Origin of the sequence: Caballeronia catudaia (assembly GCF_001544755.2) — a bacterium.
GTDB classification, from domain to species: Bacteria; Pseudomonadota; Gammaproteobacteria; order Burkholderiales; family Burkholderiaceae; genus Caballeronia; species Caballeronia catudaia.
Window position 1 is genome coordinate 68,389 of record NZ_FCOF02000025.1, and the last position, 25,391, is coordinate 93,779.

20 protein-coding genes and 3 tRNA genes are annotated in these 25,391 nt (G+C 63.4%); 8 read left to right on the forward strand and 15 right to left on the reverse strand.

The window, feature by feature from the left end:
• Nucleotides 1–38: 38 nt before the first annotated feature.
• The 7 genes from AWB75_RS23675 to tig all read right to left on the reverse strand — a co-directional run bounded on the left by AWB75_RS23675 (nt 39) and on the right by tig (nt 7,053).
• Nucleotides 39–115 (reverse strand) — tRNA-Asp (locus tag AWB75_RS23675).
• Between the two features lie 26 nt (nt 116–141).
• Nucleotides 142–217 (reverse strand) — tRNA-Val (locus tag AWB75_RS23680).
• Between the two features lie 76 nt (nt 218–293).
• Entirely contained in the window at nt 294–566 is a 273-nt protein-coding gene (locus tag AWB75_RS23685; RefSeq protein ID WP_061126480.1) for an HU family DNA-binding protein, read from the reverse strand.
• A gap of 293 nt (nt 567–859) precedes the next feature.
• A complete protein-coding gene (gene lon, locus AWB75_RS23690; RefSeq protein ID WP_061126481.1) occupies nt 860–3,283 on the reverse strand; it encodes an endopeptidase La in 2,424 nt (807 codons plus the stop codon).
• A gap of 184 nt (nt 3,284–3,467) precedes the next feature.
• Nucleotides 3,468–4,739, reverse strand: coding sequence for an ATP-dependent Clp protease ATP-binding subunit ClpX (gene clpX / locus AWB75_RS23695; protein WP_061126482.1), 1,272 nt, complete (start codon nt 4,737–4,739; stop codon nt 3,468–3,470).
• A 171-nt stretch (nt 4,740–4,910) separates the two neighbouring features.
• The gene (gene clpP, locus AWB75_RS23700) at nt 4,911–5,564 is read right to left on the reverse strand and encodes an ATP-dependent Clp endopeptidase proteolytic subunit ClpP (RefSeq protein WP_035498698.1); all 654 of its coding nucleotides are present in this window, start codon (nt 5,562–5,564) and stop codon (nt 4,911–4,913) included.
• 139 nt (nt 5,565–5,703) lie between these two features.
• A complete protein-coding gene (gene tig / locus AWB75_RS23705; RefSeq protein ID WP_061126483.1) occupies nt 5,704–7,053 on the reverse strand; it encodes a trigger factor in 1,350 nt (449 codons plus the stop codon).
• Nucleotides 7,054–7,581: 528 nt separating this feature from the next.
• Here tig and AWB75_RS23715 point away from each other — a divergent pair.
• A complete protein-coding gene (locus AWB75_RS23715) occupies nt 7,582–8,739 on the forward strand; it encodes a glycerate kinase (RefSeq protein ID WP_061126485.1) in 1,158 nt (385 codons plus the stop codon).
• On the opposite strand, the gene AWB75_RS23720 is transcribed toward AWB75_RS23715, so the two are convergent.
• The 3 genes from AWB75_RS23720 to AWB75_RS23730 form a co-directional block, all read right to left on the reverse strand.
• Nucleotides 8,740–10,203, reverse strand: coding sequence for a PepSY-associated TM helix domain-containing protein (locus tag AWB75_RS23720; protein WP_061126486.1), 1,464 nt, complete (start codon nt 10,201–10,203; stop codon nt 8,740–8,742).
• Nucleotides 10,204–10,237: 34 nt separating this feature from the next.
• On the reverse strand, nt 10,238–12,595 hold the full coding sequence (locus AWB75_RS23725) for a TonB-dependent receptor (protein ID WP_087086781.1): 2,358 nt from the start codon (nt 12,593–12,595) through the stop codon (nt 10,238–10,240).
• 93 nt (nt 12,596–12,688) lie between these two features.
• Entirely contained in the window at nt 12,689–13,099 is a 411-nt protein-coding gene (locus tag AWB75_RS23730) for a DUF2946 domain-containing protein (RefSeq protein ID WP_061126487.1), read from the reverse strand.
• 225 nt (nt 13,100–13,324) lie between these two features.
• On the opposite strand from AWB75_RS23730, the gene AWB75_RS23735 reads away from it, so the two are divergent.
• Nucleotides 13,325–13,411 (forward strand) — tRNA-Leu (locus AWB75_RS23735).
• A 50-nt stretch (nt 13,412–13,461) separates the two neighbouring features.
• Here the strand turns inward: AWB75_RS23735 and AWB75_RS23740 are convergent.
• Complete coding sequence (locus AWB75_RS23740) at nt 13,462–13,848, reverse strand: hypothetical protein (RefSeq protein ID WP_061126488.1); 387 nt, start codon at nt 13,846–13,848, stop codon at nt 13,462–13,464.
• A 225-nt stretch (nt 13,849–14,073) separates the two neighbouring features.
• On the opposite strand from AWB75_RS23740, the gene AWB75_RS23745 reads away from it, so the two are divergent.
• Entirely contained in the window at nt 14,074–14,916 is an 843-nt protein-coding gene (locus AWB75_RS23745) for a squalene/phytoene synthase family protein (RefSeq protein WP_061126489.1), read from the forward strand.
• Here AWB75_RS23745 and AWB75_RS23750 read toward each other — a convergent pair.
• The gene (locus AWB75_RS23750) at nt 14,913–15,776 is read right to left on the reverse strand and encodes a DUF1501 domain-containing protein (RefSeq protein ID WP_061126490.1); all 864 of its coding nucleotides are present in this window, start codon (nt 15,774–15,776) and stop codon (nt 14,913–14,915) included. The genes AWB75_RS23745 and AWB75_RS23750 overlap by 4 nt on opposite strands.
• A 15-nt stretch (nt 15,777–15,791) precedes the next feature.
• Entirely contained in the window at nt 15,792–16,184 is a 393-nt protein-coding gene (locus tag AWB75_RS23755) for a hypothetical protein (protein WP_087086787.1), read from the reverse strand.
• 245 nt (nt 16,185–16,429) lie between these two features.
• Here AWB75_RS23755 and ompR point away from each other — a divergent pair, with 245 nt between their 5' ends.
• From ompR to AWB75_RS23775, 4 genes are all read left to right on the forward strand, one after another.
• Nucleotides 16,430–17,155 carry an osmolarity response regulator transcription factor OmpR gene (gene ompR, locus AWB75_RS23760; protein ID WP_008349770.1) on the forward strand — a complete coding sequence of 242 codons (726 nt, stop codon included), beginning with the start codon at nt 16,430–16,432 and terminating at the stop codon, nt 17,153–17,155.
• A 60-nt stretch (nt 17,156–17,215) separates the two neighbouring features.
• On the forward strand, nt 17,216–18,580 hold the full coding sequence (locus AWB75_RS23765) for an ATP-binding protein (RefSeq protein ID WP_061126491.1): 1,365 nt from the start codon (nt 17,216–17,218) through the stop codon (nt 18,578–18,580).
• A 148-nt stretch (nt 18,581–18,728) separates the two neighbouring features.
• A complete protein-coding gene (locus tag AWB75_RS23770) occupies nt 18,729–19,277 on the forward strand; it encodes a peroxiredoxin (RefSeq protein ID WP_061126492.1) in 549 nt (182 codons plus the stop codon).
• A gap of 88 nt (nt 19,278–19,365) precedes the next feature.
• Entirely contained in the window at nt 19,366–19,890 is a 525-nt protein-coding gene (locus AWB75_RS23775) for a carboxymuconolactone decarboxylase family protein (RefSeq protein ID WP_061126493.1), read from the forward strand.
• A 7-nt stretch (nt 19,891–19,897) separates the two neighbouring features.
• Here the strand turns inward: AWB75_RS23775 and ispF are convergent, their stop codons facing one another.
• On the reverse strand, nt 19,898–20,389 hold the full coding sequence (gene ispF / locus AWB75_RS23780) for a 2-C-methyl-D-erythritol 2,4-cyclodiphosphate synthase (RefSeq protein WP_061126494.1): 492 nt from the start codon (nt 20,387–20,389) through the stop codon (nt 19,898–19,900).
• A 31-nt stretch (nt 20,390–20,420) separates the two neighbouring features.
• Nucleotides 20,421–21,143: a 2-C-methyl-D-erythritol 4-phosphate cytidylyltransferase gene (ispD, locus tag AWB75_RS23785; protein WP_061126503.1), complete on the reverse strand. Its 723-nt coding sequence runs from the start codon at nt 21,141–21,143 to the stop codon at nt 20,421–20,423.
• 114 nt (nt 21,144–21,257) lie between these two features.
• Between ispD and mfd the strand changes: the two genes are divergently transcribed.
• Nucleotides 21,258–24,731 (forward strand): transcription-repair coupling factor, encoded by a 3,474-nt coding sequence (mfd, locus tag AWB75_RS23790; protein ID WP_061126495.1) that lies wholly within the window; start codon nt 21,258–21,260, stop codon nt 24,729–24,731.
• The last annotated feature ends 660 nt before the right edge of the window (nt 24,732–25,391 follow it).

Sequence of the window (25,391 nt, forward strand, 5' to 3'; positions counted from 1 at the left end):
CGCAAGCATCACAGCGTGCGGGACTTCTTGTTCGATTCTGGCGGAGCGGACGGGACTCGAACCCGCGACCCCCGGCGTGACAGGCCGGTATTCTAACCAACTGAACTACCGCTCCTGGGTAGCGCGCAATGAACCGAGACCTGGTGGGTGCTGAGAGGCTCGAACTCCCGACCTACGCCTTGTAAGGGCGCCGCTCTACCAACTGAGCTAAGCACCCGGTCCGCAAATTCATCTGGTTTGCGCTGCGCCGAATTTCGCGCCCCGTTCGTAGCGCGCTGCATCCAGCGAGTCCGCTAGTTTAGCGCATCCTTCAGTGCTTTGCCAGGGCGAAATTTCGGGACCTTCGCGGCCTTGATCTTGATCGCGTCGCCTGTGCGCGGATTGCGTCCGGTGCGCGCGGTGCGCTTACCCACGGCGAACGTGCCGAAGCCGACGAGCGTCACCGTGCCGCCCTTCTTCAGCGTCGCACGCACGCCGTCGATGGCCGCGTCGAGCGCACGGCCGGCCGCGGCCTTGGAGATATCGGCTTGCTGCGCGATATGGTCGATCAGTTCCGTCTTGTTCATGTGATCCCCGAATCAGTATTGGCACGTTGTAATCGACTGGTCGAGCATCGACGTCATCATGGATGCCCGCGTCGCTACGACAAGCATCTCGATAAGTCTGGATGCGGCGCTCATTTAACTTAGCCGAAAGAAGCGTGTCAACGAGGGTTGAGCCTGATCGGGCGCGGTTTGCGGGGCTATTAGAAGACCTCTTCGAAATGCCGCGCAGAAATAGAAAAACCCGCGGAGTGAACCCGCGGGTTTTTAGCAACCATCACGCAACACGTCGGCGAACGCAGTGCTGCGCAGAGCGTTTAGTGCTTTACGACTTCGCCCGACGCCGGCGCGTCCTTCTGCGTTTCGGCAGTGACCGGCGTCGCTTTCGCTTCGTCTTCAGGCAGCGACTCCGGCGTGCGCTCCAGCGCCAGTTCCAGCACGCGATCGATCCAGCGAACCGGCACGATCTCGATGGCGTTCTTCACGTTGTCGGGGATCTCGGCCAGATCCTTCGTGTTTTCCTCGGGGATCAGCACGAGCTTGATGCCGCCGCGATGCGCCGCCAGCAGCTTCTCTTTCAACCCGCCGATCGGCAGCACTTCGCCGCGCAGCGTGATTTCGCCCGTCATCGCGACATCCGCGCGAACCGGAATGCCGGTCAGCACCGACACCAGCGCCGTGGTCATCGCGATACCGGCGGACGGACCGTCCTTCGGCGTCGCGCCTTCCGGCACGTGGATGTGGATGTCCTTCTTTTCGAACGACTCATCCGTGATGCCGAGTCGACGCGAACGCGAGCGCACGACCGAGCGAGCCGCTTCGACCGACTCCTTCATCACGTCGCCGAGCGAACCCGTGCGGATCACGCCGCCCTTGCCGGGCATCACCGCCGCTTCGATCGTCAGCAGATCGCCGCCGACTTCCGTCCACGCAAGACCCGTGACCTGACCGATCTGGTTTTCCTTCGCTGCCAGACCGAAGTCGTACTTCCGCACGCCGAGGAAGGTATCGAGGTTGGAACCGTCGACCGTGACGGCGCCCTCGGCCTTCTTCAACAGAAGCATCTTCACGACCTTGCGGCAGATCTTCGAGATTTCACGCTCGAGCGAACGCACACCCGCTTCACGCGTGTAGTAGCGAATGATGTCGCGGATCGCCTGCTCCGTGACTTCGATCTCGCCCTCCTTCAGGCCGTTGTTGCGCTTCTGCTTCGGCAACAAATAACGTTGCGCGATGCTGACTTTCTCGTCTTCCGTGTAACCCGACAGACGGATGACTTCCATCCGGTCGAGCAGCGGCGGCGGAATGTTCAGCGAGTTCGACGTCGCGACGAACATCACGTCCGACAGGTCGAAGTCCACTTCGATATAGTGGTCCGCGAACGTGTGATTCTGTTCCGGATCGAGCACTTCGAGCAGCGCGGAAGCGGGATCGCCGCGGAAATCCATGCCCATCTTGTCGACTTCGTCGAGCAGGAAGAGCGGATTGCGCACAGCGACTTTCGCGAGGCTTTGCAGAATCTTGCCGGGCATCGAACCGATGTACGTGCGACGGTGACCGCGAATTTCGGATTCGTCGTGCACGCCGCCGAGCGCCATGCGCACGAACTTGCGATTCGTCGCGCGCGCGATCGACTGACCGAGCGACGTCTTGCCGACGCCCGGAGGCCCGACGAGGCAGAGAATCGGCGCCTTCACCTTCTCGACACGTTGCTGAACCGCGAGATATTCGAGAATGCGTTCCTTGACCTTTTCGAGGCCGAAGTGGTCTTCATCGAGCACGCGCTCGGCGTTCGTGAGGTCGTTGTTGACCTTGCTCTTCTTGCGCCACGGCAAGCCGATCAGCGTGTCGATGTAATTGCGCACGACCGTCGCTTCCGCGGACATCGGCGACATCAGCTTGAGCTTCTTGAGCTCGGCGTCGGCCTTCTTCTTGGCTTCCTTCGGCATACGCGCGGCGGTGATGCGCTTCTCGAGCTCCTCGAGATCCGCGCCCTCTTCGCCTTCGCCCAATTCCTTCTGGATCGCCTTGACCTGCTCGTTGAGGTAGTACTCGCGCTGGCTCTTTTCCATCTGGCGCTTCACGCGGCCACGAATACGCTTCTCGACCTGAAGGATGTCGATTTCGGCTTCGAGCTGGGCGAGCAGATGTTCGAGACGCTCGATCACAGGGAACATCTCGAGAATGTGCTGTTTCTGATCGAGCTTGAGCGGCAGATGCGCGGCGATGGTGTCGGCAAGTCGACCCGCTTCGTCGATGCCCGACAGCGACGTCAGGATTTCCGGCGGAATCTTCTTGTTGAGCTTCACGTACTGATCGAACTGCGAGACGATCGCGCGGCGCAGCGCTTCCGTTTCAGCGCTGTCGGCGTGATCGGGCTCGAGCGGCATCACGTCGCACGAGAATTGCGTTTCCTGTTCTTCGATCGAGAGCGTTTTCGCGCGCTGCAGGCCTTCGACAAGCACCTTCACCGTGCCGTCGGGCAGCTTCAGCATTTGCAGGATGTTGGCGACACATCCCACTTCGTACATGTCCTTTTCGGTCGGCTCGTCCTTCGCCGCCGTTTTCTGGGCGACGAGCATGATGTGCTTGCCGCCTTCCATCGCGGCTTCGAGGGCCTTGATCGACTTGGGCCGCCCCACGAAGAGCGGAATCACCATATGCGGGAAAACGACTACGTCGCGCAGCGGGAGCAGCGGCAGCGTAATGCGTTCCTGCGGGAGGAGTTGGGTTCCTGACATTTCATTTCCCCATTAATGGAATCAATTCAGACGTAAGTAAGGCCGTTCAGAGCTATTGCAAGCCTTTATCGGAAGGGAAAAGTCGTTAGTCAAAGATCGCGTCAGTCATCCACAAGATAAACCGGAAAAAATAAAAGGCCGTTCACGTCGCCATGAACGGCCTTTCGCCGACACACAGCCTGCTTCAGTTCGAACCCGCTACTTTCGGTGCGTCTTCGTAGATGAGCAGCGGTTTGCCGTCGCCGTCGATGGTGTTGTCGTCGACGATCACCTTCGAAACGCCCTTCATGGTCGGCAGTTCGTACATCACGTCGAGCAACGCTTGTTCCAGAATCGAACGCAGCCCGCGCGCGCCGGTCTTGCGGCGAATAGCCTTCTGCGCGATGGCCTGGAGCGCCGCCGGACGGATTTCCAGTTCGACGCGCTCCATCGCGAAGAGCTTGTGATACTGCTTCACGAGCGCGTTCTTCGGCTCGATCAGAATCTTCACGAGCGCGGCTTCGTCGAGCTTGCCGAGCGTCGCCACGACGGGCAGACGGCCGATCAGCTCGGGAATCAGACCGAACTTGATCAGATCTTCCGGTTCGACTTCACGGAGCACTTCGCCCGCGTCGCGTTCCTGCTTGCTCTTCACGCTCGCGCCGAAACCGATTCCGGTTTTCTCAGTGCGATCGGTGATGACCTTCTCGAGCCCGTCGAACGCACCGCCGCAGACGAACAGGATGTTGGTCGTATCAACCTGGATGAAGTCCTGATTCGGGTGCTTGCGTCCGCCTTGCGGCGGCACAGACGCCATCGTGCCTTCGATCAGCTTGAGCAGCGCCTGCTGGACGCCCTCGCCCGACACGTCGCGCGTGATGGACGGGTTATCCGACTTGCGGCTGATCTTGTCGATTTCGTCGATGTAAACGATTCCGCGCTGCGCCTTGTCGACTTCGTAATTGCAGTTTTGCAGCAGCTTCTGAATGATGTTCTCGACGTCCTCGCCGACATAGCCGGCTTCGGTCAGCGTCGTGGCATCGGCAATCACGAACGGCACATTCAGCATGCGCGCAAGCGTCTGCGCGAGCAACGTCTTGCCCGATCCAGTAGGCCCGATCAAGAGAATGTTGCTCTTCGACAGCTCGATTTCGTCCTTCTTGTCGAGATGCTTGAGCCGCTTGTAGTGGTTGTACACGGCCACCGCGAGAATTTTCTTCGCGCGTTCCTGGCCGATCACGTACTGATTGAGGATATCGCTGATTTCCTGCGGGCTCGGCAGGTCGGACTTGGTCAGCCCGGCCTCCTCTGCTGCGCCGGCCGCCTCGTCGCGAATGATCTCGTTGCACAGATCGATGCATTCATCACAGATGAACACCGACGGCCCAGCGATGAGCTTCTTCACCTCATGCTGGCTTTTTCCGCAGAACGAGCAATACAGCAGCTTTTCGCTGCTGGAACCTTTTTTGTCCGCCATAAATGTGTAAGCCTCCGGACACTCTTGTTACATGATACGCGCTTCGATTTCCATACGCAGAATCACACCTGCGAGGGCGAACGAAGCGCGTCTGGCGTTGCGCCACACGCGCGACTTCCTTACTGTGCCGGCTCGTCTCCGAACGCCGGCGCGGCGCCGCTCCGGACGCCTTCAGGGACGCTTGTGAAGCACCTGGTCGACGAGGCCGTAAGCCTGCGCGTCGTCGCCCGACATGAAGTTGTCGCGATCCGTGTCGCGCGCGATGCGCTCGACCGGCTGACCCGTGTGATGCGACAGCAACTGATTCAGACGCTCCTTCAGGTACAGGATTTCCCGCGCCTGAATCTCGATATCGGACGCCTGGCCGCGCGCGCCGCCGAGCGGCTGGTGAATCATCACGCGTGCGTTCGGCAGCGCGACGCGCTTGCCCTTCGCGCCCGCTGCGAGCAGAAACGCGCCCATGCTCGCGGCGAGGCCCATGCAAAGCGTGGACACGTCCGGCTTCACGAACTGCATGGTGTCGTAGATCGCCATGCCGGCGGAAACCGACCCGCCCGGGCTGTTGATGTACAGGCTGATGTCCTTGTCGGGATTCTCGCTTTCGAGGAACAGCAACTGCGCGACGACCAGATTCGCCGACTGGTCGTTCACTTCACCGACGAGAAACACCACGCGCTCCTTAAGGAGACGCGAGTAGATGTCATAGGCACGCTCGCCGCGGCCGCTCGTTTCCACGACCATCGGAACGAGGCCGAGCGCCTGGGCTTCGAAGTCCCGCGATGCGTGGGACGCCAACGTGTCGAGCAATTCAGCGCGAAAGGTCATGCAATTTCCTTGTTCGGAATAAGGGTACTGAACGACAAAGGAACATCGACTAGAACGGCATGCGAACGCTCAAACTTTAATGCAAAAAAGGCGTGCGGGCCGTCAGTCCGACGACTCCGCACGCCCCCTGCCTAACGCGTCAGGCTTGCGCCGTTGCGCTGGCCAGTTCCTCGAAGCTGACTTCCTTGTCGGTCACCTTGGCCTTGCCCAGGACGAAATCGACGACGTTGCTTTCCACGACGTACGCTTCCATCTCGGCGAGGCGCTGCTGGTTCGAATAATACCAGCGGACGACTTCCTTCGGGTCTTCGTAGCTCTTGGCGAATTCGTCCACTTCAGCGCGAATCTGCTCGGGCTTTGCCTGCAGCTCGTTCGCCTTCACCAGCTCGGCCAGCACGAGGCCCAGCTTCACGCGGCGCTCGGCCTGCTCGGCGAACATTTCGGCCGGGATCGGCGCGTCGGCTGCGTTCGGCACGCCGCGCTGCTGCAGGTCCTGACGCGCCATTTCGACGAGGCGCTGCTGATCCTGCTCGATCAGCGCCTTCGGCACGTCCAGTTCGGAAATCTTGAGCAGCGCGTCCATGACCTGGTTCTTCACGATCTGCTGCGTGCGGCGCTTGGCTTCGCGCTCCAGGTTGTCCTTGATCTCGGTGCGCATCTTCGTGAGATCGCCGTCTTCGATGCCCAGCGACTTCGCGAAATCCGCGTCGATTTCCGGCAGATGCGGCCACTCGATCTTCTTGATGGTGATGGTGAATTGCGCCGTCTTGCCCGCGACATCCTTGCCGTGGTAGTCGTCGGGGAACTTGAGGTCGAATTCGCGCGTTTCGCCGACCTTGAGGCCCGTTGCAGCCTGCTCGAATTCGGGCAGCATGCGGCCTTCGCCCAGCACGAACGCGAAATCTTCGGCGCTGCCGCCTTCGAACGCGACGCCGTCGATCTTGCCAACGAAGTCGAGCGTCACGCGGTCGCCGTCGGCGGCTGCCGTGCTCGGGCCGCCGTCGCCGTGCTCGCCGGCTTCGCCGCGGGCGTGGAAATGCACGCGCTGCTTGCGCAGGATGTCCAGCGTGCGGTCGACTTCGGCTTCGGAGATGGTCGTGACCGTGCGTTCGATTTCAGCGGTCGCCACATCGCCCAGTTGCACTTCGGGATAGACCTCGAAGGTCGCGTCGAACGCGTAGGCGTCGTCAGGGGCGGCTTCCGACTTCGGCGCGAAGCTCGGCTGGCCCGCGACGCGCAGGTTTTCGGCGCGCGTGACGTCGAAGAATTCCTTGCCGACCTTGTCGCTCAGCACTTCGGCTTCGACCTGGCCGGCGTACTGCTGCGTCACCATCTTGAGCGGCACCTTGCCCGGGCGGAAACCCGGCATGCGCACGTTCTTGGCCAACTGGCGGATGCGCGAATCGACTTCCTTCTGCACCGAATCCTTCGGCAGGGAAATGGTCACGCGGCGTTCGAGCTTGCCGAGGTTTTCAACAACGTTAGCCATGGCTGAAATCGTCCTAAAGTAATTCGTAAATTCGGTGTTCGGTTCTTCCGCGGTTCTAAAGGCGCGGGTCCGGATGCGGGCTCTGCGCGAGCCGCGCCGAAATCGACGCCTGGCGCCGGAAGACGCGCGCAATACGCGTCTGCCAGAAGTGCCGGATCGTCGTCCGACACGGTGTCAGTCAACAGAGCCAAGTATTCTAGCAAACAAATCCCGCGTGGCCCGGCCAAGGGAATGCGGCCAAGCCATTTCGGCACGATTTCGCTGAAAAAGTGCCCGTTTTTCTGTCGGATTTCGGCGTAAATCCGCGTTTTACCGGCATGCTTGCGCGCGCACAATTCCCGTTATCGGCACGCCGCTATTTTGCGGTGCGAGCCGCGCTGATAAGCTTGCCGGCGCATGATTCACGCGACGAAGCCGACTGCCGCGCGATGCATTGCCGCAACGCATGAAGCGCATGCAGCGACTGCATAGATAGCGCCTCGGCGCGGCTTTTCAATCGTTCCTTCACATCAGAACATTCGAGACACCATGCCTAACGCCACGCCTGCCACGTCTGCTGCTCCCATTGTTGTCATCGCTCCCGATTCCTTCAAGGGCTCGCTTTCCGCGGAAGGCGTCGCAAACGCCATCGCGGAAGGCATCAGGCGCGCGCGGCCGGACGCCGACATTCGCATCCGCCCGATGGCCGATGGCGGCGAAGGCACGCTCGACGCGATGTTGTCCGCGGGCGGCGAGCGCCGCATGCTCGACGTGCGCGGGGCTGCGGCCGCGCGCCGCGACGCCGCGACGGGCCTGCTCGCCGATGGCGGCGCGATCGTCGAGACGGCGGAAGTCGTCGGCATCACCGATCCGGACGGCATGGCCGTGCCCGTCACCGAGCGCAGCACGCTCGGCATGGGCGAAGCGATCCGCGCGCTGCTCGATTCCGGCGCGCGCACGTTCTACGTCGCGCTCGGCGGCAGCAGCACGAACGACGGCGGCGCGGGCCTGCTCGTCGGCCTCGGGCTCAAGCTGTTCGACGCGAGCGGCAACGAACTGGAGCCGGTGCCCTCGGCGCTTGCGCGGATTGCGCGCATCGATGCATCGGGTCTCGATCCGCGCGTGAAGGATGCGGAGTTCGTCGGCATGTCCGACGTCGACAATCCGCTGACGGGCGATCACGGCGCGACCGCGATCTTCGGCCCGCAAAAAGGCGTGACCCCGGCGCAAGTCGCGACCATCGACGCCGCGCTGACCCATTTCGCCGATCTGCTCGAACCCGCGATGGGCGTCGAAAAGCGCAACGAACCCGGCGCGGGCGCGGCGGGCGGACTCGGCTTTGCGCTCCACATGCTCGGCGCGCGCTTCGAGACGGGCGCCGAAGTCGTCGCGCGTGAAATCGGGCTCGATGCCGCGCTCGAAGGCGCTAACTGGCTCATCACGGGCGAAGGCCGCTCGGATGTGCAGACGCTGCACGGCAAGGCGCCGTTCATCGCCTGCAAGCACGCGCGCGATCAGGGCGTGCCGGCCTCGCTGCTCTCGGGCGCGGTCGATTCGGCCGCTTTGCCGCGTCTCTCCGAGTTCTTTAGCGGCTGCTTCTCACCCGCGCCCGGCCCGATCACGCTCGAGACGGCTATCCGCGACGCCGCGCGGCTGCTCGCGAACGAAGCCGAGCAACTCACGCGGCTGCGCTTCGGCGCTGCCTGATCACGCGAGCGCGCGACGGCCGCCGAATACGAGGCGGTCGACGCACCAGACCGCGAGCATGGTCGCGCCCATCAGCGGGAAAATCATGCCGAGCACGGTCAGGCCGCCGCGCCATGCGCGCATCGGCGCTCGCCTGACCGGCCGCGCCGGCGCGCCGAGCTCGCGCGATGGCCGCCGCTTCATCCACATGATGAAGCCCGTCACCGCGAGCGCCGCGAGCCCGAGCGAGATCGCCGAGCACACGATCTGGTTCGCGAGCCCGAAGTAGCGTCCCATGTGCAGCGACGTGCCGTACGAAATCCATTGCGCGACGCGTCCGTAGCTCGGGTAGCCGATGTCCGACAGCACGCGCCCGCTGTACTGATCGATGTGCAGCGTGCGTTCCGCGCGCGGATCGGCGGGGAAATACGACACGGTGTAGACGCCCGTCGGCTTGGTCGGCAGCGCGATGCCGTAGTCTTCGGTGACGCCGTTTTTCGCGGCGAGCGCGGCCACGTCGTCGATCGATACGCGCGCGGCCTGCGCCGATGTGTGCGCCGATGCCTGCGCGCTGTCGGGCACGTCCGTCGCGCCGACGGCCCACGGCGTCTGATGCAGCGGCAGATCGTCCATCTTCATGTGCATGCCGTGCATCGCGTGTTCTTCGTTCGATGCCGATGCCGATGCCGACGGCGCGGTCGAATGCACATGCGCTTCGCCCCACGCGCCCTGCGGATAACCGAGCGACGCCGATGTCGCCAGTGCCTTGAACTCCTTGCCCCACGATCCCGACCACGGCAGCCCCGAGAGCACGAAGAACAGCGCGCCGATCGCGAGCCAGACGCCGCCGACCGCATGCAGATCGCGCCACCACGCGCGCCCTTGCAGCGACAGCCGCGGCAGCCACACGCCGCCGTTTGCGCCCTTCGCCCCGTTCGCCCGGCTCGGCCACCACAGTGCGATGCCCGTGCCGATCATCACGAGCGTCCAGCAGCCGGCGAGCTCCATCACGAGTTCGCCGGTCTTGCCGAGCATCAGACCGCGATGCAGATTGCGCACCTGCTTCATCACACGATGCTCGACGGAGAGCGTGCCGAGCACCGCGCCATCGTAGGGATTCACATACACGCTTTCGCTTTCGCCCGACGGCAGGCGAAACACGAACTCGGCGCTGCGCGTGCGATCGGCTTCGATCTGCGCGAGCGTCGGGACCGCGCCGCGCGGCTCGCTCGCGACGGCCCTGGCGAGCAGCACATCGCGTGAAAGCTGCGGGCCGTGCGCATCCGCGACGATCATCCTGTCGCGATATAGAAGCGGCTCGATCTGCGGCTGAAAGCAATAGATCGTGCCGGTGATCGCGAGCACGATGAGCAGCGGCATCACGAAGAGCCCCGCATAGAAGTGCCAGCGCCACAGCGTGCGGCGATGCGCGATGTTTTCAGCATCCGGGGTGGCGGCTGCCGTGTTCAGATTGGGTGCGAGCATGACGATTCCCGTTCAAGTGTTGATTCGAAGCGCATCAGATGCCGATACGCCCTTCGAGATAGAACGTGCGCCCCGCATACGGATGGAACACGTAGTAGCGCTTGTCGAACAGGTTGTCGACGCCGACGCCCAGTTCGGTGCGCTTGGTCGGCTTCCAGGTGAACTTGGCGTCGACGACCGCATACGTGCTCGTGCCGCCGTAGGTGTCGGGATTGACGTCCGTGTTCGTCAGCGTGTTGTATTGCCGTCCCGAATAACGTACCGCGAGCGTCGTGGCCGTATTCCCGGGCGTGTGATACGTCGCCGCCACGTTCGCGCGCCACAACGGAATGCGATAGAAGTACTTCCCCACCGACGCCGGATTGTTGGCGTTCGCGATGATCTTCGACTGCGTGTACGCCGCGTTCGCGATGAGATCGAGCCCTCGCAGCATCACGTCCTGTCCTTCATAGGCGAATTCCACGCCGCGCGAACGCACCTTGTCGATGTTCTGGAAGTTCGTGACGTTCGGAATGACGGTCGTGTTGGTCTGGCTCAGGATCGTGTTCTTCACGTCGTCCTGAAAGAGCGTGAAGCGATACACGCCGTTGCCGCGCACCCATTCCGCCGTCAGCTCCTTCGACAGGTCGTCTTCGGGTTGCAGGTTCGGATTGCTGTTGACGATGGAGATGCCGTTGATCTGCCCTTGAAACAACTCGCCGACGGTCGGAAACCGGTACGCGCGCCCGATCGAAGCGCGCAAGGTCAGGTCCTGCGTGACATCGAACGACAGCGACGCTTTCGGCGACCAGTGGCTTTGGCTCGCGTCCGGATAGCCGAGCGCGGTCGCACCGACGGCGCGCGTGCCGTCGTATGCGTTCCAGTTCTCGTAACGCACGCCGTAGACGAACGCCCAGCGCGGCAGGAAGCGCCACGCGTCCTGTGCATAGACCGCCTGCGTGCGCGTGCGTCCGCCGAACGAATTCGCGAAGGACACGCCCGCGCCCTCGCGCCAGGCGGCCGTATTCGACGTCACGTTGTCGAGAAAATAGTTGTCGTAGTGATAGCCGAACGACAGCGCGTGCGCGGTGAGACCCGAGCGCGCGGCCGGCGTCCAGCTCGTGCGCAGATCGAGCGATTTCCAGCCCGCGCCGCTGCCGTCGGTGAGTGTGCCGGGACCATCGCCGGGCACGCCGGAGTTCGCCGTGCGCGCGATGCTCTGCGTGATGTCGAAGTACGACGCGATCGCCTCGGCGTTCCAGCCCGTGTCGTTGTGCGTGCGCAGCGACAGGCCGTAGAGGAAGTTTTCGCTCGATCCCATGCTCGGCGCGAACGTCGCCGCGGGAAGGTTGTACTCGAATCCGCCGATGTTCACGCGGCCGCTATACACGGGATTGCCCGCTGCATCGCGCAGGAAGGTCTGCGTGTCGCTGTTGTACTTCTGATGCCAGTAGCCAAGCGTGAAGCCCGCCTGCAGCGTGCTCGTCAGATCGTAGGCGAGCTTCACGCGTAACTGGTCCTGAAACGTGCGCTCGATGGCCTCACTTGACGTGCCGAGCACCGCGGTGCGCGCGTTGAACTGGTCGTTGTAGAAGGTCGCGCCGGTGACGGGTCTGTCGGCGGCGGTCGCTGGCGTCGTCGATTGCGCGAACGTCGCGAACTGCAGCGGCTGCCCTGTGTTCTCGAGATGATCGACGCCGATCAGAAACGAAAACTTGCCGATCCTGTCGCCGATGGTCGCCGTCGTGTTCGTGCCGTTGAAGTTGCGGTTCACGCCGAACAGATCGAAGTGCTGCGTGAAGCCCTGCACTTTCGCGTCGGCCTCGAACTGCCTCGGCATGCGCGTGGTGATCGCGACCGTCGCGCCGATCGAGTTGCCCGGATAGAGCGCGGAGTACGGGCCGTAGATGACGTCGGTGCGTTCGATGTCGTCGGCGAAGACCATCGACCAGCGCGGCGCGAAGGTGAATGTGTTGCCGAGGAAGTTGCTGAGCAGAAGGCCATCGGCATAGACGAGGCCGCGCGCGGTCTGCGCGTTGCTCGTGCCGCGCACGGCGATGGTCGCGTTCGGATCGCCGATGAAGCGCTTGCGCACCCCCATGTTCGGCGCGTACTTGAGCACGTCTTCGGGCGTCGTCACGTTCCAGTACTGGAACTGATCGGCGGTGACGGTATCGACGCTCGCGGGCAGATTCGGATCGAGCGACGAAGCACGAGGCGCCGCCTGCGCGGTGACGACCACCGGGGCGAGCGCCGCATCGGTCTGATTGGCGGGCGCGTTATTATCGACTTCCGCATTGGCGGCCGCGGACAAAGCCGCATGCGCAATCAGCGACAGCGGCAGCCAGGCGCGGGCACGCGCGACGGCGCGATGGCGCGAACGCCGTCGCGCTCGCGTTGAGAGCGTGAACATCGTGAAATCCTGAAAAGAACTGACGAGCGATCGCGTCCGTTCGCCGCGCTCATGTGCGCAGCGAACGTCGAAGCGATCGGACGGAAGACGATTTCAGGAAAGAGCGGGAGGCGCGCGCGGACTCGCCGCGTTGAAGGACTTCGAAACGACAGTGTCGATATCGGCGAATGTCGACGTGCGCGTGACGCGTTCGATACGCACGACGTCATGCGTGAGCCCGATAGCGAGCGGCAGATTGTGCGCGAGCAGCCCGCAATATGAGCAGGCGTCGGAGTGACTGGCGCCGGCGTGATGACCGGCGTGCGCGGTGTCATCTTGCGCGACGGCGTGATGACCTTCGTGGGCATCTGCGCCCGATGCATCGACGGCGCACAGCACCGCTTGCGGATCGCTCGCGGCAGCACGCGCAGCGAGCGTCTGACTGATGACCGGCGCGACAATGGCGAGCCACATGGCGGCGATGCCGAGCCATGCGACGAAGCGATTGCGCGCGTTGCGAGTCATGAGGGAAGGTTTGCGTGCCGAGGCGGAAGGATTGAACGAGATTGTAGGCAGGCATCGGACAAGCCGCAATCTTGCGATGCGTATGGCCGGCATCGAAAGCCATTCGCGCTGTGCTGCATCCGATTCGCGGCGCGAAGTGTCGCGACGCAATTTCGCAGACATCGACAGACGAATCGGTTAGAATTTCGGGCTTGGCGCAGTGGGCCGGTGCGGGACACGGCGGCTGCGAGGATGGCGAAATTGGTAGACGCACCAGGTTTAGGTCCTGACGCCCGCAAGGGTGTGGGGGTTCGAGTCCCCCTCCTCGCACCACACGAAACACGAAACCCCTTTCATCGGCAAAGGGGTTTTTTTTGTTTGCGTCAGACGTCCATCTCGCCCATTTCGACCATCATCACTTCGCCCTTAAGCTGCGAGCGACCCGCGAAGTCGACACCCGACTGATCCATCACGCGCCTGATTGCCTCGGGCATGCGCTCGCTCGCGCGCGCGGCGGCGACCGGCCGGTCGACGTGCGACAGAAACCGCCGCGCGCACGACGGCTGCCAGTACACGAAGACATTGAGCGGAAACGAGAGCTTCGCGTCGGCGCGGCGATTCGCGGTGATATGAAGCCCGACCGTCGGCGAAACGTGCATCTGACGCGGACACACGCGGAAATCGAAGCCGAAATCCGTCGCCACGCTCCTCACGAGGTACGGCAGGCATTTGTCGCTGAATTGCCTGTTCTCGGATTTGCTCAAGCCCATGCGTGCCTCCCGTCGATTCTGGCAATGTGGCGCACGCGATCATCGGGCGTCGGTGGTTCGGCGCACAATCGCGTGCAGCATTTCCACGACGGTCAGCGAAGCCGCGCCCCGCCGGATAAAATGAGCGGCCGTGCGTCGCCCGGCGCCTTGCGAGACGCGAGGCGAGAACAACCGACACCAGCCGGTCCCGACGCGCATCCTTCGACTTCCCCACAAGCCCCGTTCGTGAATTTCGACGACTATTGCCAGCAAAAGGCCGCGCCTGAAGGCTCCGGCACGTACTACGCGCTGCGCCGCGCGGCGGCGTCGAGCCAGCCGCTGCTGACCGCGCTCTACGCGCTCTATCGCGAGATCGAAGAGACCGTGAAGGAGACCAGCGATCCAACCATCGGTCGCACCAAGCACGCGTGGTGGCAAAACGAACTCGCCCGGCTCGATGGCGGCGAGCCGACGCATCCGGTCACGAAAGCGCTGAAAGCGCATGCAGGCGACGCCGCGCATCCCGTTCTCGACGATGTCGGGCGCGCGTCGCTTGCTGATGTCGTCGACGGCTTCGGCATGGATCTGGATCAGGCGCGCTATCTGGACTGGCCCGGCTTCAGGCGCTATCTCGAGCAGACGGGCGGCGCATTCGCGACCGCCGTTGCACGCGCGAGCGCGCGCGATCCGCAACGCGCCGCGGCCTGGGCCGCGCCGCTCGGCTCCGCGCTGCTGCTCGCCGAGCGCGTTCAGGCGATCGGCGACGATGCCAGGAACGGCCGCATCTACATTCCCATCGACGAGTTGCAACGCTTCAACGTGACCGCAGCGGACATCATCAATCGCAAGTACAGCGATGCGTTTTCGGATCTCATGCGCTTCCAGACCGAGCGCGCCCGGCGCTCGCTCGACGATGCGCTCGCGGCGATTCCCGCTTCGGAGCGCGCGACGCAACGCGTGCTGCGCGCCCAGGCCGCGCTATCGCTTGCATTGTTCGACGAAATCGAGCGGGAGAACTTTCAGGTGCTGCATCAGCGCATCTCGCTCACGCCGATCCGCAAGCTGTGGATCACGTGGAAGACGCGCTAGGCGCGCAGCAACTGTAGCGGTTCGATGCCCGCAGCGCCGTGCGCGTTTGCATAGAGTCTTCTGAAGTCGATGCCGACGGGCACGCCGCCGTCCGCATCGAGCCGAGCGAGTCGCGGCGGCATGCCGAAGAGTCCGCCGCGCACGTTCCCGCCCATCAGGAAATGGGGCGCCGCTGCGCCGTGATCCGTGCCGCCCGCGGCGTTTTCACGCGCGGAGCGTCCGAATTCGGAACGCGTCATCACGAGCGTGCGACGCCACGCGCCAGACGCGATCAACGCCGTGCGCAACCATGCGAGTCCTTCCGCGAACCGTGCAAGGAGCACCGCATGCCGATGCGCCTGATTCTCGTGTGTGTCGAAGCCATGCAGCGTGAGCTGAATCACGTTAAGGCCGTCTTGCGCGCTGTGCGCCGTGATGCAGCGAGCGGCGTCATCGAAAGAAGCGGCGCTCGTACGCGCAAGCCAGTCGTCGAGACGATATTCGTCCGCATGCGACGCCGTGTCCCAGATCTGCCTTGAGCGAAAGTGCGACCGGTTCGGCCCGTCGTAACCGACGCCCTGCACGATCGCCAGCTCGTTCGCGCGCCACGCGCTCATCAACGGCAGCAGCGACGGATGCAAGGCCGTGCGTTCATCGAGCGGAATGACTTGCTCGCGAGACAGCGCAAGGTTCGGGCGCAACGCGCGATAACGCGGATCGGCATAAGGGATGACGGTGTTGAGGCCGTCGTTGCCGCCGTCGAGATCGACGAGCACGAGCGCATCGATGGAATCGGATCGGCTGAAGGCGAACGTCTCGCCGACGCCGCCCGCCCATCCCGCGAACGCGCCGGCAATCGAGAGGAATCGACGTCGGTTCATCGCGGTTCGCGCCGCTTACCGCTTGTAGAGATCGCGCACCGCTTCTTCGATGTGCTGGCGCAAAAGGCGCCGCTCGTCGGCGGTCATCACGGTGTGGCGCGGCGGGCGCGCGGGCGGCGTCTGATCGGCCTGCTGCACGGGCTGCATTGCGGACGTCCTGGGGTCGCGATCGCGGCTGGAAGAAGTGGCGCTCTTGCTCACGCGCTGCTGCGCGCGAATCATCCGGCCATCGAAACGATTCGGCGGGTTCGTGATGCTGCGATCGAAGGCGTTGCCGTCGCGCGTGAAACCGGTGGATTGCGCATAGGCATGAGGGGTGCTCAGTACTGCATAAAGCGCACTGGCGATAAGAGTCTTCCTGAGAATGCGCTCGGTGCGCACGGGTCCGCGCTGCCGCGCTCCCTTCATGTTGTTCCCTTCGTTGCTCGACAACCGGACAGCCTCAGTCTTTTCACGCACGTCTTCAGAAGGGCTTGGTCGGGCCGCAAGACGCGCTGGTCTAATGGAGTATCTACCGAATGGCGGGCTCAGGTAAAGCAGTGTACGCAGCAAACCCTTAGGCCGTGCCACAGCCGCCGTAAATTTTGTAACCAACTGTTACACTTGCTTTTGTTACAAACTCGGCGTTTGATCAAACGCGCTAAGATGCCTCCATGGAAACCAAGAACCCTTCAAAAATTCTCGTAGTCGACGACGATCCGCGCCTGCGCGATCTGCTGCGGCGCTATCTCGGTGAACAGGGCTTCAACGTGTACGTCGCGGAAAACGCACCGTCGATGAACAAGCTCTGGGTGCGCGAGCGTTTCGATCTGCTCGTGCTCGACCTGATGCTGCCCGGCGAAGATGGTCTTTCCATCTGCCGGCGTCTGCGTGGCAGCAACGATCGCACGCCGATCATCATGCTCACCGCGAAGGGCGAGGATGTCGACCGCATCGTCGGTCTCGAAATGGGCGCCGACGACTATCTGCCGAAGCCGTTCAATCCGCGTGAGCTCGTCGCGCGCATTCACGCGGTGCTGCGCCGTCAGACGCCGTCCGAATTGCCAGGCGCGCCGTCCGAAACCACCGAAGTGTTCGAGTTCGGCGAGTTCGCTTTGAATCTCGCGACGCGCACGCTCACGAAGAACGGTCAGGAAATTCCGCTGACGACCGGCGAGTTTTCGGTGCTGAAGGTGTTCGCGCGCCATCCGCGTCAGCCGCTCTCGCGCGAAAAGCTGATGGAGCTGGCACGCGGCCGTGAGTATGAAGTATTCGATCGCAGTCTCGACGTGCAGATTTCGCGTCTGCGCAAGCTGATCGAGCCCGATCCCAGCAGTCCGCGCTTCATCCAGACTGTCTGGGGCCTGGGCTACGTCTTCATCCCCGACGGCGCAGCCTGATTCACTTGAGCGAGTCTCGCCACGCTTTATCCCCTTCACAGAGCTGAGCCCGACAGACCCATGCGCATCGACAGGCGGCTACTGGCGCTCGCGTTCGGCGGCCTGTTCTGGCGAACCTTCGCGCTGATCGCGCTGCTCATCGCCGTCAGTCTGACGGCGTGGTTCCAGAGCTTTCGCGTGATCGAGCGCGAGCCGCGCGCGCAACGCGTGGCGCTGCAGCTCGTCGCCGTGGTCAAGCTCACGCGCACCGCCCTGCTCTATTCCGACCCCGATCTGCGCCGCGCGCTGCTTCAGGATCTGGAGAGCAACGAGGGCGTGCGCGTCTATCCGCGCGAAACCACCGACAAGTACAAGCTGCAGCCCGACGAATCGCTCAACCGGCTGATCGAACGCGACGTGCGCGGGCGGCTCGGCAACGAGACGATCATCGCGCAGTCGGTGAACGATATTCCCGGCGTGTGGATCAGCTTCAAGATCGACGACGACGATTACTGGGTCGCCCTCGACCGCGATCAGCTCGACACCGTCACCGGCCTGCAATGGGCCGGCTGGGGCGTGTTCGCGCTGGCGCTCTCGCTGTTCGGCGCGGCGTTCATCACGAGTCTCGTGAACCGGCCGTTCGCGCGGCTGGCGCTCGCGGCGCGCAAGCTCGGTTCGGGACAATCGCCCGAGCGTCTGCCAGAGCGCGGCATGGGCGTTGCGGCGGAGACCAATCGAAGCTTCAACCAGATGGTGCAGGATCTCGAGCAGCTCGAAGCGGATCGCGCGCTGATGCTCGCGGGCATTTCGCACGATCTGCGCACGCCGCTCGCGCGCCTGCGTCTCGAAACCGAAATGAGCCCGTCGGACGAAGCGACCAAGCTCGCGATGATCGACGACATCGAGCAGATGGACATGATCATCGGACGCTTTCTGGATTACGCTCGGCCGATGCAGCGCATGCCCGAAGCCGTCGATCTTTCGATGATCGCAGGCGAGCTCGCCGTGCGCTTTCAGGCCGACGACGGCGTCGTCATGCGCACCGATCTCGCGCAGGGCGCCGTGATCGAAGGCGATCCGACGGACGCGCGCCGCGTCGTCGGCAACCTGCTCGAAAACGCGCGCAAGTACGGGCGCAGCGAACATGACGACATCGCGCGCATCACGCTGCTGACGCGCGTGGCGCACGGCAAGGTCGAGCTCTCGGTGATGGACGAAGGCCGCGGCATCCCCGACGATCAGGTGGCGCTCATCACGCGCCCGTTCTATCGCGTCGATACGGCGCGCACGCAGGCGAACGGCACGGGCCTCGGCATGGCGATCGTGCAGCGGCTCGTCACGCGGCAACGCGGCACGCTGCGGCTGCGCAATCGCACGCCCCTGCCCGGTTTCGAGGTCACGATCGATTTCCCGCCGATGAAAGGCGGCCCGCGTTTCGAAGGTTAGAGCGCCGTTTGAGGCGATCGCTTAATTGGGTTTAAGATGAATCGCTCTAGCGCGCAGCACGCCTGGCGCGACAGTGTCACGCGAGCGTTACGGCGATCCGGTAGTTTGGTTGGAGTGTGTCCTTTCAACGATTCCAGGGAGTCACTGCATGAAGACTGTTGGCGACAAAGTCGAAGCATTCACCGTTACCGCCGCGAAGCCGGGTTTCAACCATCACGAAGAAAACGGCCAGTCCGCTTTCGAGGAAGTCACCGAGCAATCTTTCCCGGGCAAGTGGAAGATCATTTATTTCTATCCGAAGGACTTCACGTTCGTGTGCCCGACGGAAATCGTCGAGTTCGCGAAGCTGGCGAAGGATTTCGAGGACCGCGACGCGGTTCTGCTCGGGGGCAGCGTCGACAACGAGTTCGTCAAGCTGGCCTGGCGCCGCGAGCACAAGGATCTGAACAAGCTGAACCACTACGCGTTCGGCGACGTGAAAGGTGAACTCATCGACCAGCTCGGCGTGCGCGACAAGGAAGCCGGCGTGGCGCTGCGCGCGACGTTCATCGTCGATCCGGACAACGTGATTCAGCACGTGTCGGTCAATAACCTCAACGTGGGCCGCAGCCCGGAGGAAGTACTGCGTATTCTCGACGGCTTGCAGACGGACGAACTGTGTCCGTGCAACCGCGCTGTCGGCGGCGCGACGCTCTGAGCGTTTCTGAAGCCACAAAGCCCGCCATTCGGCCGAGTCCATTCGGCCGCTGGCGGGCTTTTTAACGCCATCGAATAGGAGAAGAACAATGGAATTCCTGTCCGCGATCAAGGAACTCGTGCCCGACTACGCGAAAGACATTCGACTGAACGTCGACGGCACGATCGCCCGCTCGTCGCTCGAAGGCAATGACGCGGTCGGCGTCGCGCTGGCCGCCGCGTTCGCCGCGAAGGCGACGAAGCTCATCGGCATCATTCGCAATGCGGGCGTGCTCTCGCCGGAAGAGACGAATGCGGCGCTCACCGCAGCCGCCCTGATGGGCATGAACAACGTCTGGTATCCGTATCTGGAGATGGCCGGCAACGCCGATCTCAAGACCCAGCCCGCGGGCCTGCGCATGAACGCGTACGCATCGCACGGCGGCGTCGACAAGCGGCGCTTCGAGATGTACGCGCTGGCGGCGTCGATCATCGGCAAGTGCCATTTCTGCGTGAAATCGCACTACGAGAATCTCGTGGCCGAAGGCATGTCGACGACGCAACTGCGCGACGTCGGCCGCATCGCGGCGGTGATCAACGCGGTCGCGCTGACGATCGAAGCGGAAGGAACGTAGCGCGCGGTCAGTGGTCGATCGACGTGCGGCGCAAGAGCACCGCGGCCTGCGCCTCGATGCCCTCTTTCCGGCCGAGATAACCAAGTTTCTCGTTGGTCTTGGCCTTCACGTTCACCCGATCGATCGAGAGATCGAGATCGGCGGCGATGTTCGCGCGCATCGCGTCGATGTGGGGTGCGAGCTTGGGCGCCTGCGCGATGATCGTGCTGTCCACGTTCGCGATCGCAAAACCCGCTTCCGTCACGCGCTTCATGGCTTCGCGCAGCAACACGCGGCTGTCCGCGCCCGCGAATTCGGTCGCCGTGTCCGGAAAGTGCCGGCCGATGTCGCCGAGCGATGCCGCGCCGAACAGCGCGTCGGTGATTGCGTGCAGCAGCACGTCGGCGTCGGAATGGCCGAGCAGACCGCGTTCATAAGGAATTGTCACGCCGCCGATGATGAGCGGGCGGCCAACAACCAACTGGTGGACGTCGTACCCTTGTCCGATTCTGAAATCCATCGATCGAAACCTTGCAGTAAAAGTAAGCGTTTTAGGGCTTCGCGGAAAGAATCGCGCCCGCGAGCGCGAAATCTTCCGGATAAGTCACCTTGAAATTGCGCAAGCTGCCCTGCACCAGCTTAGGCGAGTGCCCGAGCCATTCGATGGCGCTCGCCTCGTCCGTCAGGTCGTGGCCGTCGTGACGCGCACGCTCGATCGCTTCGCGCAGCATGCCGAGCCGGAACATCTGCGGCGTCTGGGCCTGCCAGAGACCGTCGCGCGATTCCGTCCGGGCGATGCGCGCGTGGCTGTCCGGCGCATCGGGCATGTTCGGTGCGACGCGTTTCAAGGTATCGGCGACCGGCAGCGCCAGAATGCCGCCGATTGCATCATCGCGCAGTTCCGCGACAAGCTTGCGAATCAGCGCCGGCGTGATGCCCGGGCGCGCGGCGTCGTGCACGAGGACCCAGTCGTCGTCGCGCGCGCCGAAGTTCGCGAGCGCGATGAGCCCGTTGTAGACCGACGCCTGTCGCGATGCCCCGCCGCAGCGCTCCACCGCGAAGCGCAACCCGGCAAAGCGGCGGGCGTCGAAATGATGGTCGTCCGGTGCGAGCACGACGAGCGTCTGCGAGAATTCGGAGCACGCGTCGAACGCCGCGAGCGTGTACGCGAGCATCGGGCGGCCCGCGACCGTCTGGTATTGCTTCGGCATCGGCGCGCCGGACCGGCTGCCGGTTCCGGCGCAGGGAATCAGTGAAAACAGGCGGGAGCTCACGGGCAAATGAGGTGACAAGTCAAAGTTGAAGCCCGGATTTTATAATATGTCTTTCGCGACCACGTCCGGCGCGCCCTTTCCGGTGCCGCGCATGGACGGTTCACTGCACACCTTATGTCCTCCAAAGCCGTCAAAGCGCAGTCCAGTTCTCCCATCGCGCTCGTGAAGGCCGGCCAGCGCTTCGCCTTCGACGGCGCGTCGGGCTCCTCCGATGCGCTCGCCATCGCGCGCTATCACGCCGCCTATCGGGAGAGCGTGCCGCTCCTGACGGTCGTCACCGCGAGCGCCGTCGATGCGCAGCGCCTCGCCGCCGAAATCCCCTACTTCGCGCCGGACGCCCGCGTGCGCCTCCTGCCCGACTGGGAGACGCTGCCTTACGACACGTTCTCGCCGCATCAGGATCTCGTGTCCGAACGTCTCGCGACACTGCACGATCTCGGCGAAGGACGATGCGACATTCTCATCGTGCCCGCGACGACGGCGCTGTATCGCATGCCGCCGGCATCGTTTCTCGCGGCCTACACGTTTTCGTTCACGCAGGGCGAGCGCCTCGACGAAGCGAAGCTCAAGGCGCAACTGACGCTCGCGGGCTACGAGCACGTGAGCCAGGTCGTGCGGCCGGGCGAGTATTGCGTGCGCGGCTCGCTGATCGACCTTTATCCGATGGGCTCGGCGCTGCCCTATCGCATCGACTTGTTCGACGATCAGGTCGATTCGATCCGCGCGTTCGATCCCGATACGCAGCGCAGCCTCTATCCGGTGCGCGACGTGCGCCTGCTGCCGGGCCGCGAGTTCCCGTTCGACGAAGCCGCGCGCACGGCCTTTCGCAGCCGCTGGCGCGAAACGTTCGAAGGCGATCCGAGCCGCTCGCAGATTTACAAGGACATGGGCAACGGCGTGCCGTCGGCGGGCATCGAATATTATTTGCCGCTCTTTTTCGATGAAACCGCCACGCTCTTCCACTATCTGCCCGAAGGCTCGCAGCTCGCGTTCATCGGCGACATGGACGCGGCGATCAAGCGCTTCACGCACGACACGAAGCAGCGCTTCGACTTCCTGTCGCACGATCGCGAGCGTCCGTTGCTCGAACCGCGCCGGCTTTTCCTGACCGACGACGATTTCTTCACGTTCGCGAAGCCTTTCGCGCAACTCAAATTCCCGGCGACGCCCGAAGGCGGCTGGGCGCTGCCGCTGCCCGGACTCGCGATCGACCGTCACGCCGACGAGCCGCTGCTCGCGCTGCGCCACTATCTGGAGCAGACGGAGAACCGCGTGATGCTCGTCGCGGAATCCGCGGGACGGCGCGAGACGATTCAGCAATTGCTCGCCGAAAACGGCCTGCGCGGCGAGTCGCACGACACGTTCCACGAATGGCTCACGAGCGACGGCAAGTTCACGCTCGGCATCGCGCCGCTGGCGAACGGCTTCGTGCTGACATCGGAAAAGCTCGCGATCGTCACCGAAACCGAGTTGTACGGGCCGCTCGCGCGCCGCGCCGGGCGACGCCGGCAGGAACAGGCGAGCAACGTCGATTCGATGGTGCGCGACTTGGCCGAGCTGAAAATCGGCGATCCGGTCGTGCATGCGCAGCATGGCATCGGCCGATACATGGGCCTCGTGTCGATGGATCTCGGTGAAGGCGAAACCGAATTCCTGCACCTCGCATATCAGAACGACGCGAAGCTGTACGTGCCGGTCGCGCAGTTGCATGTCATCTCGCGCTATAGCGGCGCGGACCCGGAGAGCGCGCCGTTGCATCAGCTCGGTTCCGGTCAGTGGGAAAAGGCGAAGCGCAAGGCCGCGCAGCAGATTCGCGATACCGCGGCCGAACTGCTGAACCTGTACGCGCGCCGCGCATCGCGCGAGGGTTATGCGTTCAAGCTCGAACCGCGCGATTACACGAAGTTCGCCGAGAGCTTCGGCTTCGAAGAGACGCCCGATCAGGCCGCGGCGATCGCATCGGTCATCGGCGACATGACGAGCGGCAAGCCGATGGACCGCCTCGTGTGCGGCGACGTCGGTTTCGGCAAGACGGAAGTCGCGTTGCGCGCCGCGTTCATCGCGGTGATGGCGGGCAAGCAGGTCGCGATTCTTTCGCCCACGACGCTGCTCGCCGAGCAGCACACGCAGACCTTCACCGACCGTTTCGCCGACTGGCCCGTGCGCATCGCGGAGCTGTCGCGCTTCAAGACCGGCAAGGAAGTGTCGACGGCGATACAGCAGATCAACGAAGGCAGCATCGATATCGTCATCGGCACGCACAAGCTCTTGTCGAGCGATGTGAAGTTCAAGCGGCTGGGGCTCGTGATCATCGACGAGGAACACCGCTTCGGCGTGCGGCAGAAGGAGGCGCTCAAGGCGTTGCGCGCCGAGGTCGACGTGCTCACCCTCACCGCGACGCCGATTCCGCGCACGCTCGGCATGGCGCTCGAAGGCCTGCGCGACTTCTCCGTGATCGCGACCGCGCCGCAGAAGCGCCTTGCGATCAAGACCTTCGTGCGCCGCGAGGAAGACGGCGTGATCCGCGAGGCGATGCTGCGCGAGCTCAAGCGCGGCGGCCAGGTGTACTTCCTGCACAACGAAGTCGAGACGATCGAGAACCGTCGCACGATGCTCGAAGCGCTCGTCCCCGAGGCGCGTATCGCGGTGGCGCACGGACAGATGCACGAGCGCGAGCTCGAACGCGTGATGCGCGATTTCGTCGGGCAGCGCGCGAACGTGCTGCTGTGCACGACGATCATCGAAACCGGCATCGACGTGCCGACCGCGAACACGATCCTCATGCATCGCTCGGACAAGTTCGGGCTTGCGCAGTTGCATCAGTTGCGCGGACGTGTCGGGCGCTCGCATCACCAGGCGTATGCGTATTTGCTCGTGCACGATCCGCAGTCGCTGACGAAGCAGGCGCAGCGCCGGCTGGAGGCGATCCAGCAGATGGAGGAGCTCGGTTCGGGCTTCTATCTCGCGATGCACGACCTCGAAATTCGCGGCACGGGTGAAGTGCTCGGCGACAAGCAGTCGGGCGAGATTCAGGAGATCGGTTTCCAGCTTTACACCGACATGCTGAACGATGCCGTGCGCGCTTTGAAGGAAGGACGAGAGCCCGATCTGAACGCGCCGCTCGCGGCGACGACGGAGATCAACCTGCACGCGCCCGCGATCCTGCCCGCCGATTACTGCGGCGATGTGCAGGAGCGTCTCTCGCTATACAAGCGTCTTGCGAACTGCGAATCGAGCGATGCGATAGATGGCATTCTCGAAGAGCTCGTCGACAGGTTTGGCAAGCTGCCGCCGCAGGCGCATGCGTTGGTCGAAACGCATCGGTTGAGGCTTGCGGCGAAGCCGCTTGGCATTTCCAAGATCGATGCGGGCGAGCAGTCCATCTCGCTGCAGTTCATTCCGAATCCGCCTGTCGATGGGATGAAGATCATCGAGATGGTGCAGAAGCATAAGCACATCAAGCTGGCTGGTCAGGACAAGCTGCGGATCGAAGCGCGGAGTTTGGATCTTGCGGTGAGGATTGCTACTGTTAAAGAGACGCTTAGGGCGCTGGGGGGGCCGGTTAGGCAGGCGGTTGGTGTGCGGTGAGGTGTTCGTCTGCTTTTCGTGAAATCCCGTTTTCGTGTCGGTCTATTAGCATTGCCCCTCCCCGGGGCGGGGGTAACTTTCTTTGCTGCTGCAAAGAAAGTCACCAAAGAAAGCAGCTTTTCCCAGCCTGAGCACTTCACACCGGCCGCGGCACAGAACTACTCTCGTGGTCCGGCACTAGCAAGTGCCCTCACAAAACTCACGCGGCTTGGATCGCGCACGGTCTGACAAACCATTACTTTGAGGGCGCTGGTTCAGCACGAAAGAGTTCCGGCACAGCGCTACGCGCTGCCGCCCGGTCTGCAAGGGAAACCAACGGACTGGCGATAAAGTGAGATAGCGAGGTTAGTAAAGAAGCACGCGCAAACCCGATTGACCGGACGGCCGCGGAGCGGGCTGGAGCTTGCAAGGGCTGCACCAAGTTGTTAAGTGGTGCGATGTGACGGACCGTGCGCGATCCAAGCCCGGTGAGACCTACGAGGGCACTCGCTACCGCTGGACCACGAGAGTAGTTCTGTGCCGCGGCCGGCATGAAGTGCTTAGGCTGGGGATAGCTGTTTCTTTGGTTACTTTCTTTGCAGCAGTGTATAGACCGGAGACATGGGTAACACCTGTTCCAGGACATGGGTAACACTTCGGACGAATGGTTCGTCCGGAGTT

Bases quoted from the DNA above. Each gene is read 5' to 3' on its own strand.
- AWB75_RS23685 (WP_061126480.1), bottom strand. From the start codon at position 566: ATGAACAAGACGGAACTGATCGACCATATCGCGCAGCAAGCCGATATC.
- lon (WP_061126481.1), bottom strand. From the start codon at position 3,283: ATGTCAGGAACCCAACTCCTCCCGCAGGAACGCATTACGCTGCCGCTG.
- tig (WP_061126483.1), bottom strand. From the start codon at position 7,053: ATGGCTAACGTTGTTGAAAACCTCGGCAAGCTCGAACGCCGCGTGACC.
- AWB75_RS23770 (WP_061126492.1), top strand. From the start codon at position 18,729: ATGAAGACTGTTGGCGACAAAGTCGAAGCATTCACCGTTACCGCCGCG.
- mfd (WP_061126495.1), top strand. From the start codon at position 21,258: ATGTCCTCCAAAGCCGTCAAAGCGCAGTCCAGTTCTCCCATCGCGCTC.
- AWB75_RS23765 (WP_061126491.1), top strand. From the start codon at position 17,216: ATGCGCATCGACAGGCGGCTACTGGCGCTCGCGTTCGGCGGCCTGTTC.
- ispF (WP_061126494.1), bottom strand. From the start codon at position 20,389: ATGGATTTCAGAATCGGACAAGGGTACGACGTCCACCAGTTGGTTGTT.
- AWB75_RS23720 (WP_061126486.1), bottom strand. From the start codon at position 10,203: ATGCTCGCACCCAATCTGAACACGGCAGCCGCCACCCCGGATGCTGAA.
- AWB75_RS23740 (WP_061126488.1), bottom strand. From the start codon at position 13,848: ATGGGCTTGAGCAAATCCGAGAACAGGCAATTCAGCGACAAATGCCTG.
- AWB75_RS23730 (WP_061126487.1), bottom strand. From the start codon at position 13,099: ATGACTCGCAACGCGCGCAATCGCTTCGTCGCATGGCTCGGCATCGCC.
- AWB75_RS23755 (WP_087086787.1), bottom strand. From the start codon at position 16,184: ATGAAGGGAGCGCGGCAGCGCGGACCCGTGCGCACCGAGCGCATTCTC.
- AWB75_RS23725 (WP_087086781.1), bottom strand. From the start codon at position 12,595: ATGTTCACGCTCTCAACGCGAGCGCGACGGCGTTCGCGCCATCGCGCC.
- ompR (WP_008349770.1), top strand. From the start codon at position 16,430: ATGGAAACCAAGAACCCTTCAAAAATTCTCGTAGTCGACGACGATCCG.
- AWB75_RS23715 (WP_061126485.1), top strand. From the start codon at position 7,582: ATGCCTAACGCCACGCCTGCCACGTCTGCTGCTCCCATTGTTGTCATC.
- AWB75_RS23750 (WP_061126490.1), bottom strand. From the start codon at position 15,776: ATGAACCGACGTCGATTCCTCTCGATTGCCGGCGCGTTCGCGGGATGG.
- clpP (WP_035498698.1), bottom strand. From the start codon at position 5,564: ATGACCTTTCGCGCTGAATTGCTCGACACGTTGGCGTCCCACGCATCG.
- clpX (WP_061126482.1), bottom strand. From the start codon at position 4,739: ATGGCGGACAAAAAAGGTTCCAGCAGCGAAAAGCTGCTGTATTGCTCG.
- AWB75_RS23775 (WP_061126493.1), top strand. From the start codon at position 19,366: ATGGAATTCCTGTCCGCGATCAAGGAACTCGTGCCCGACTACGCGAAA.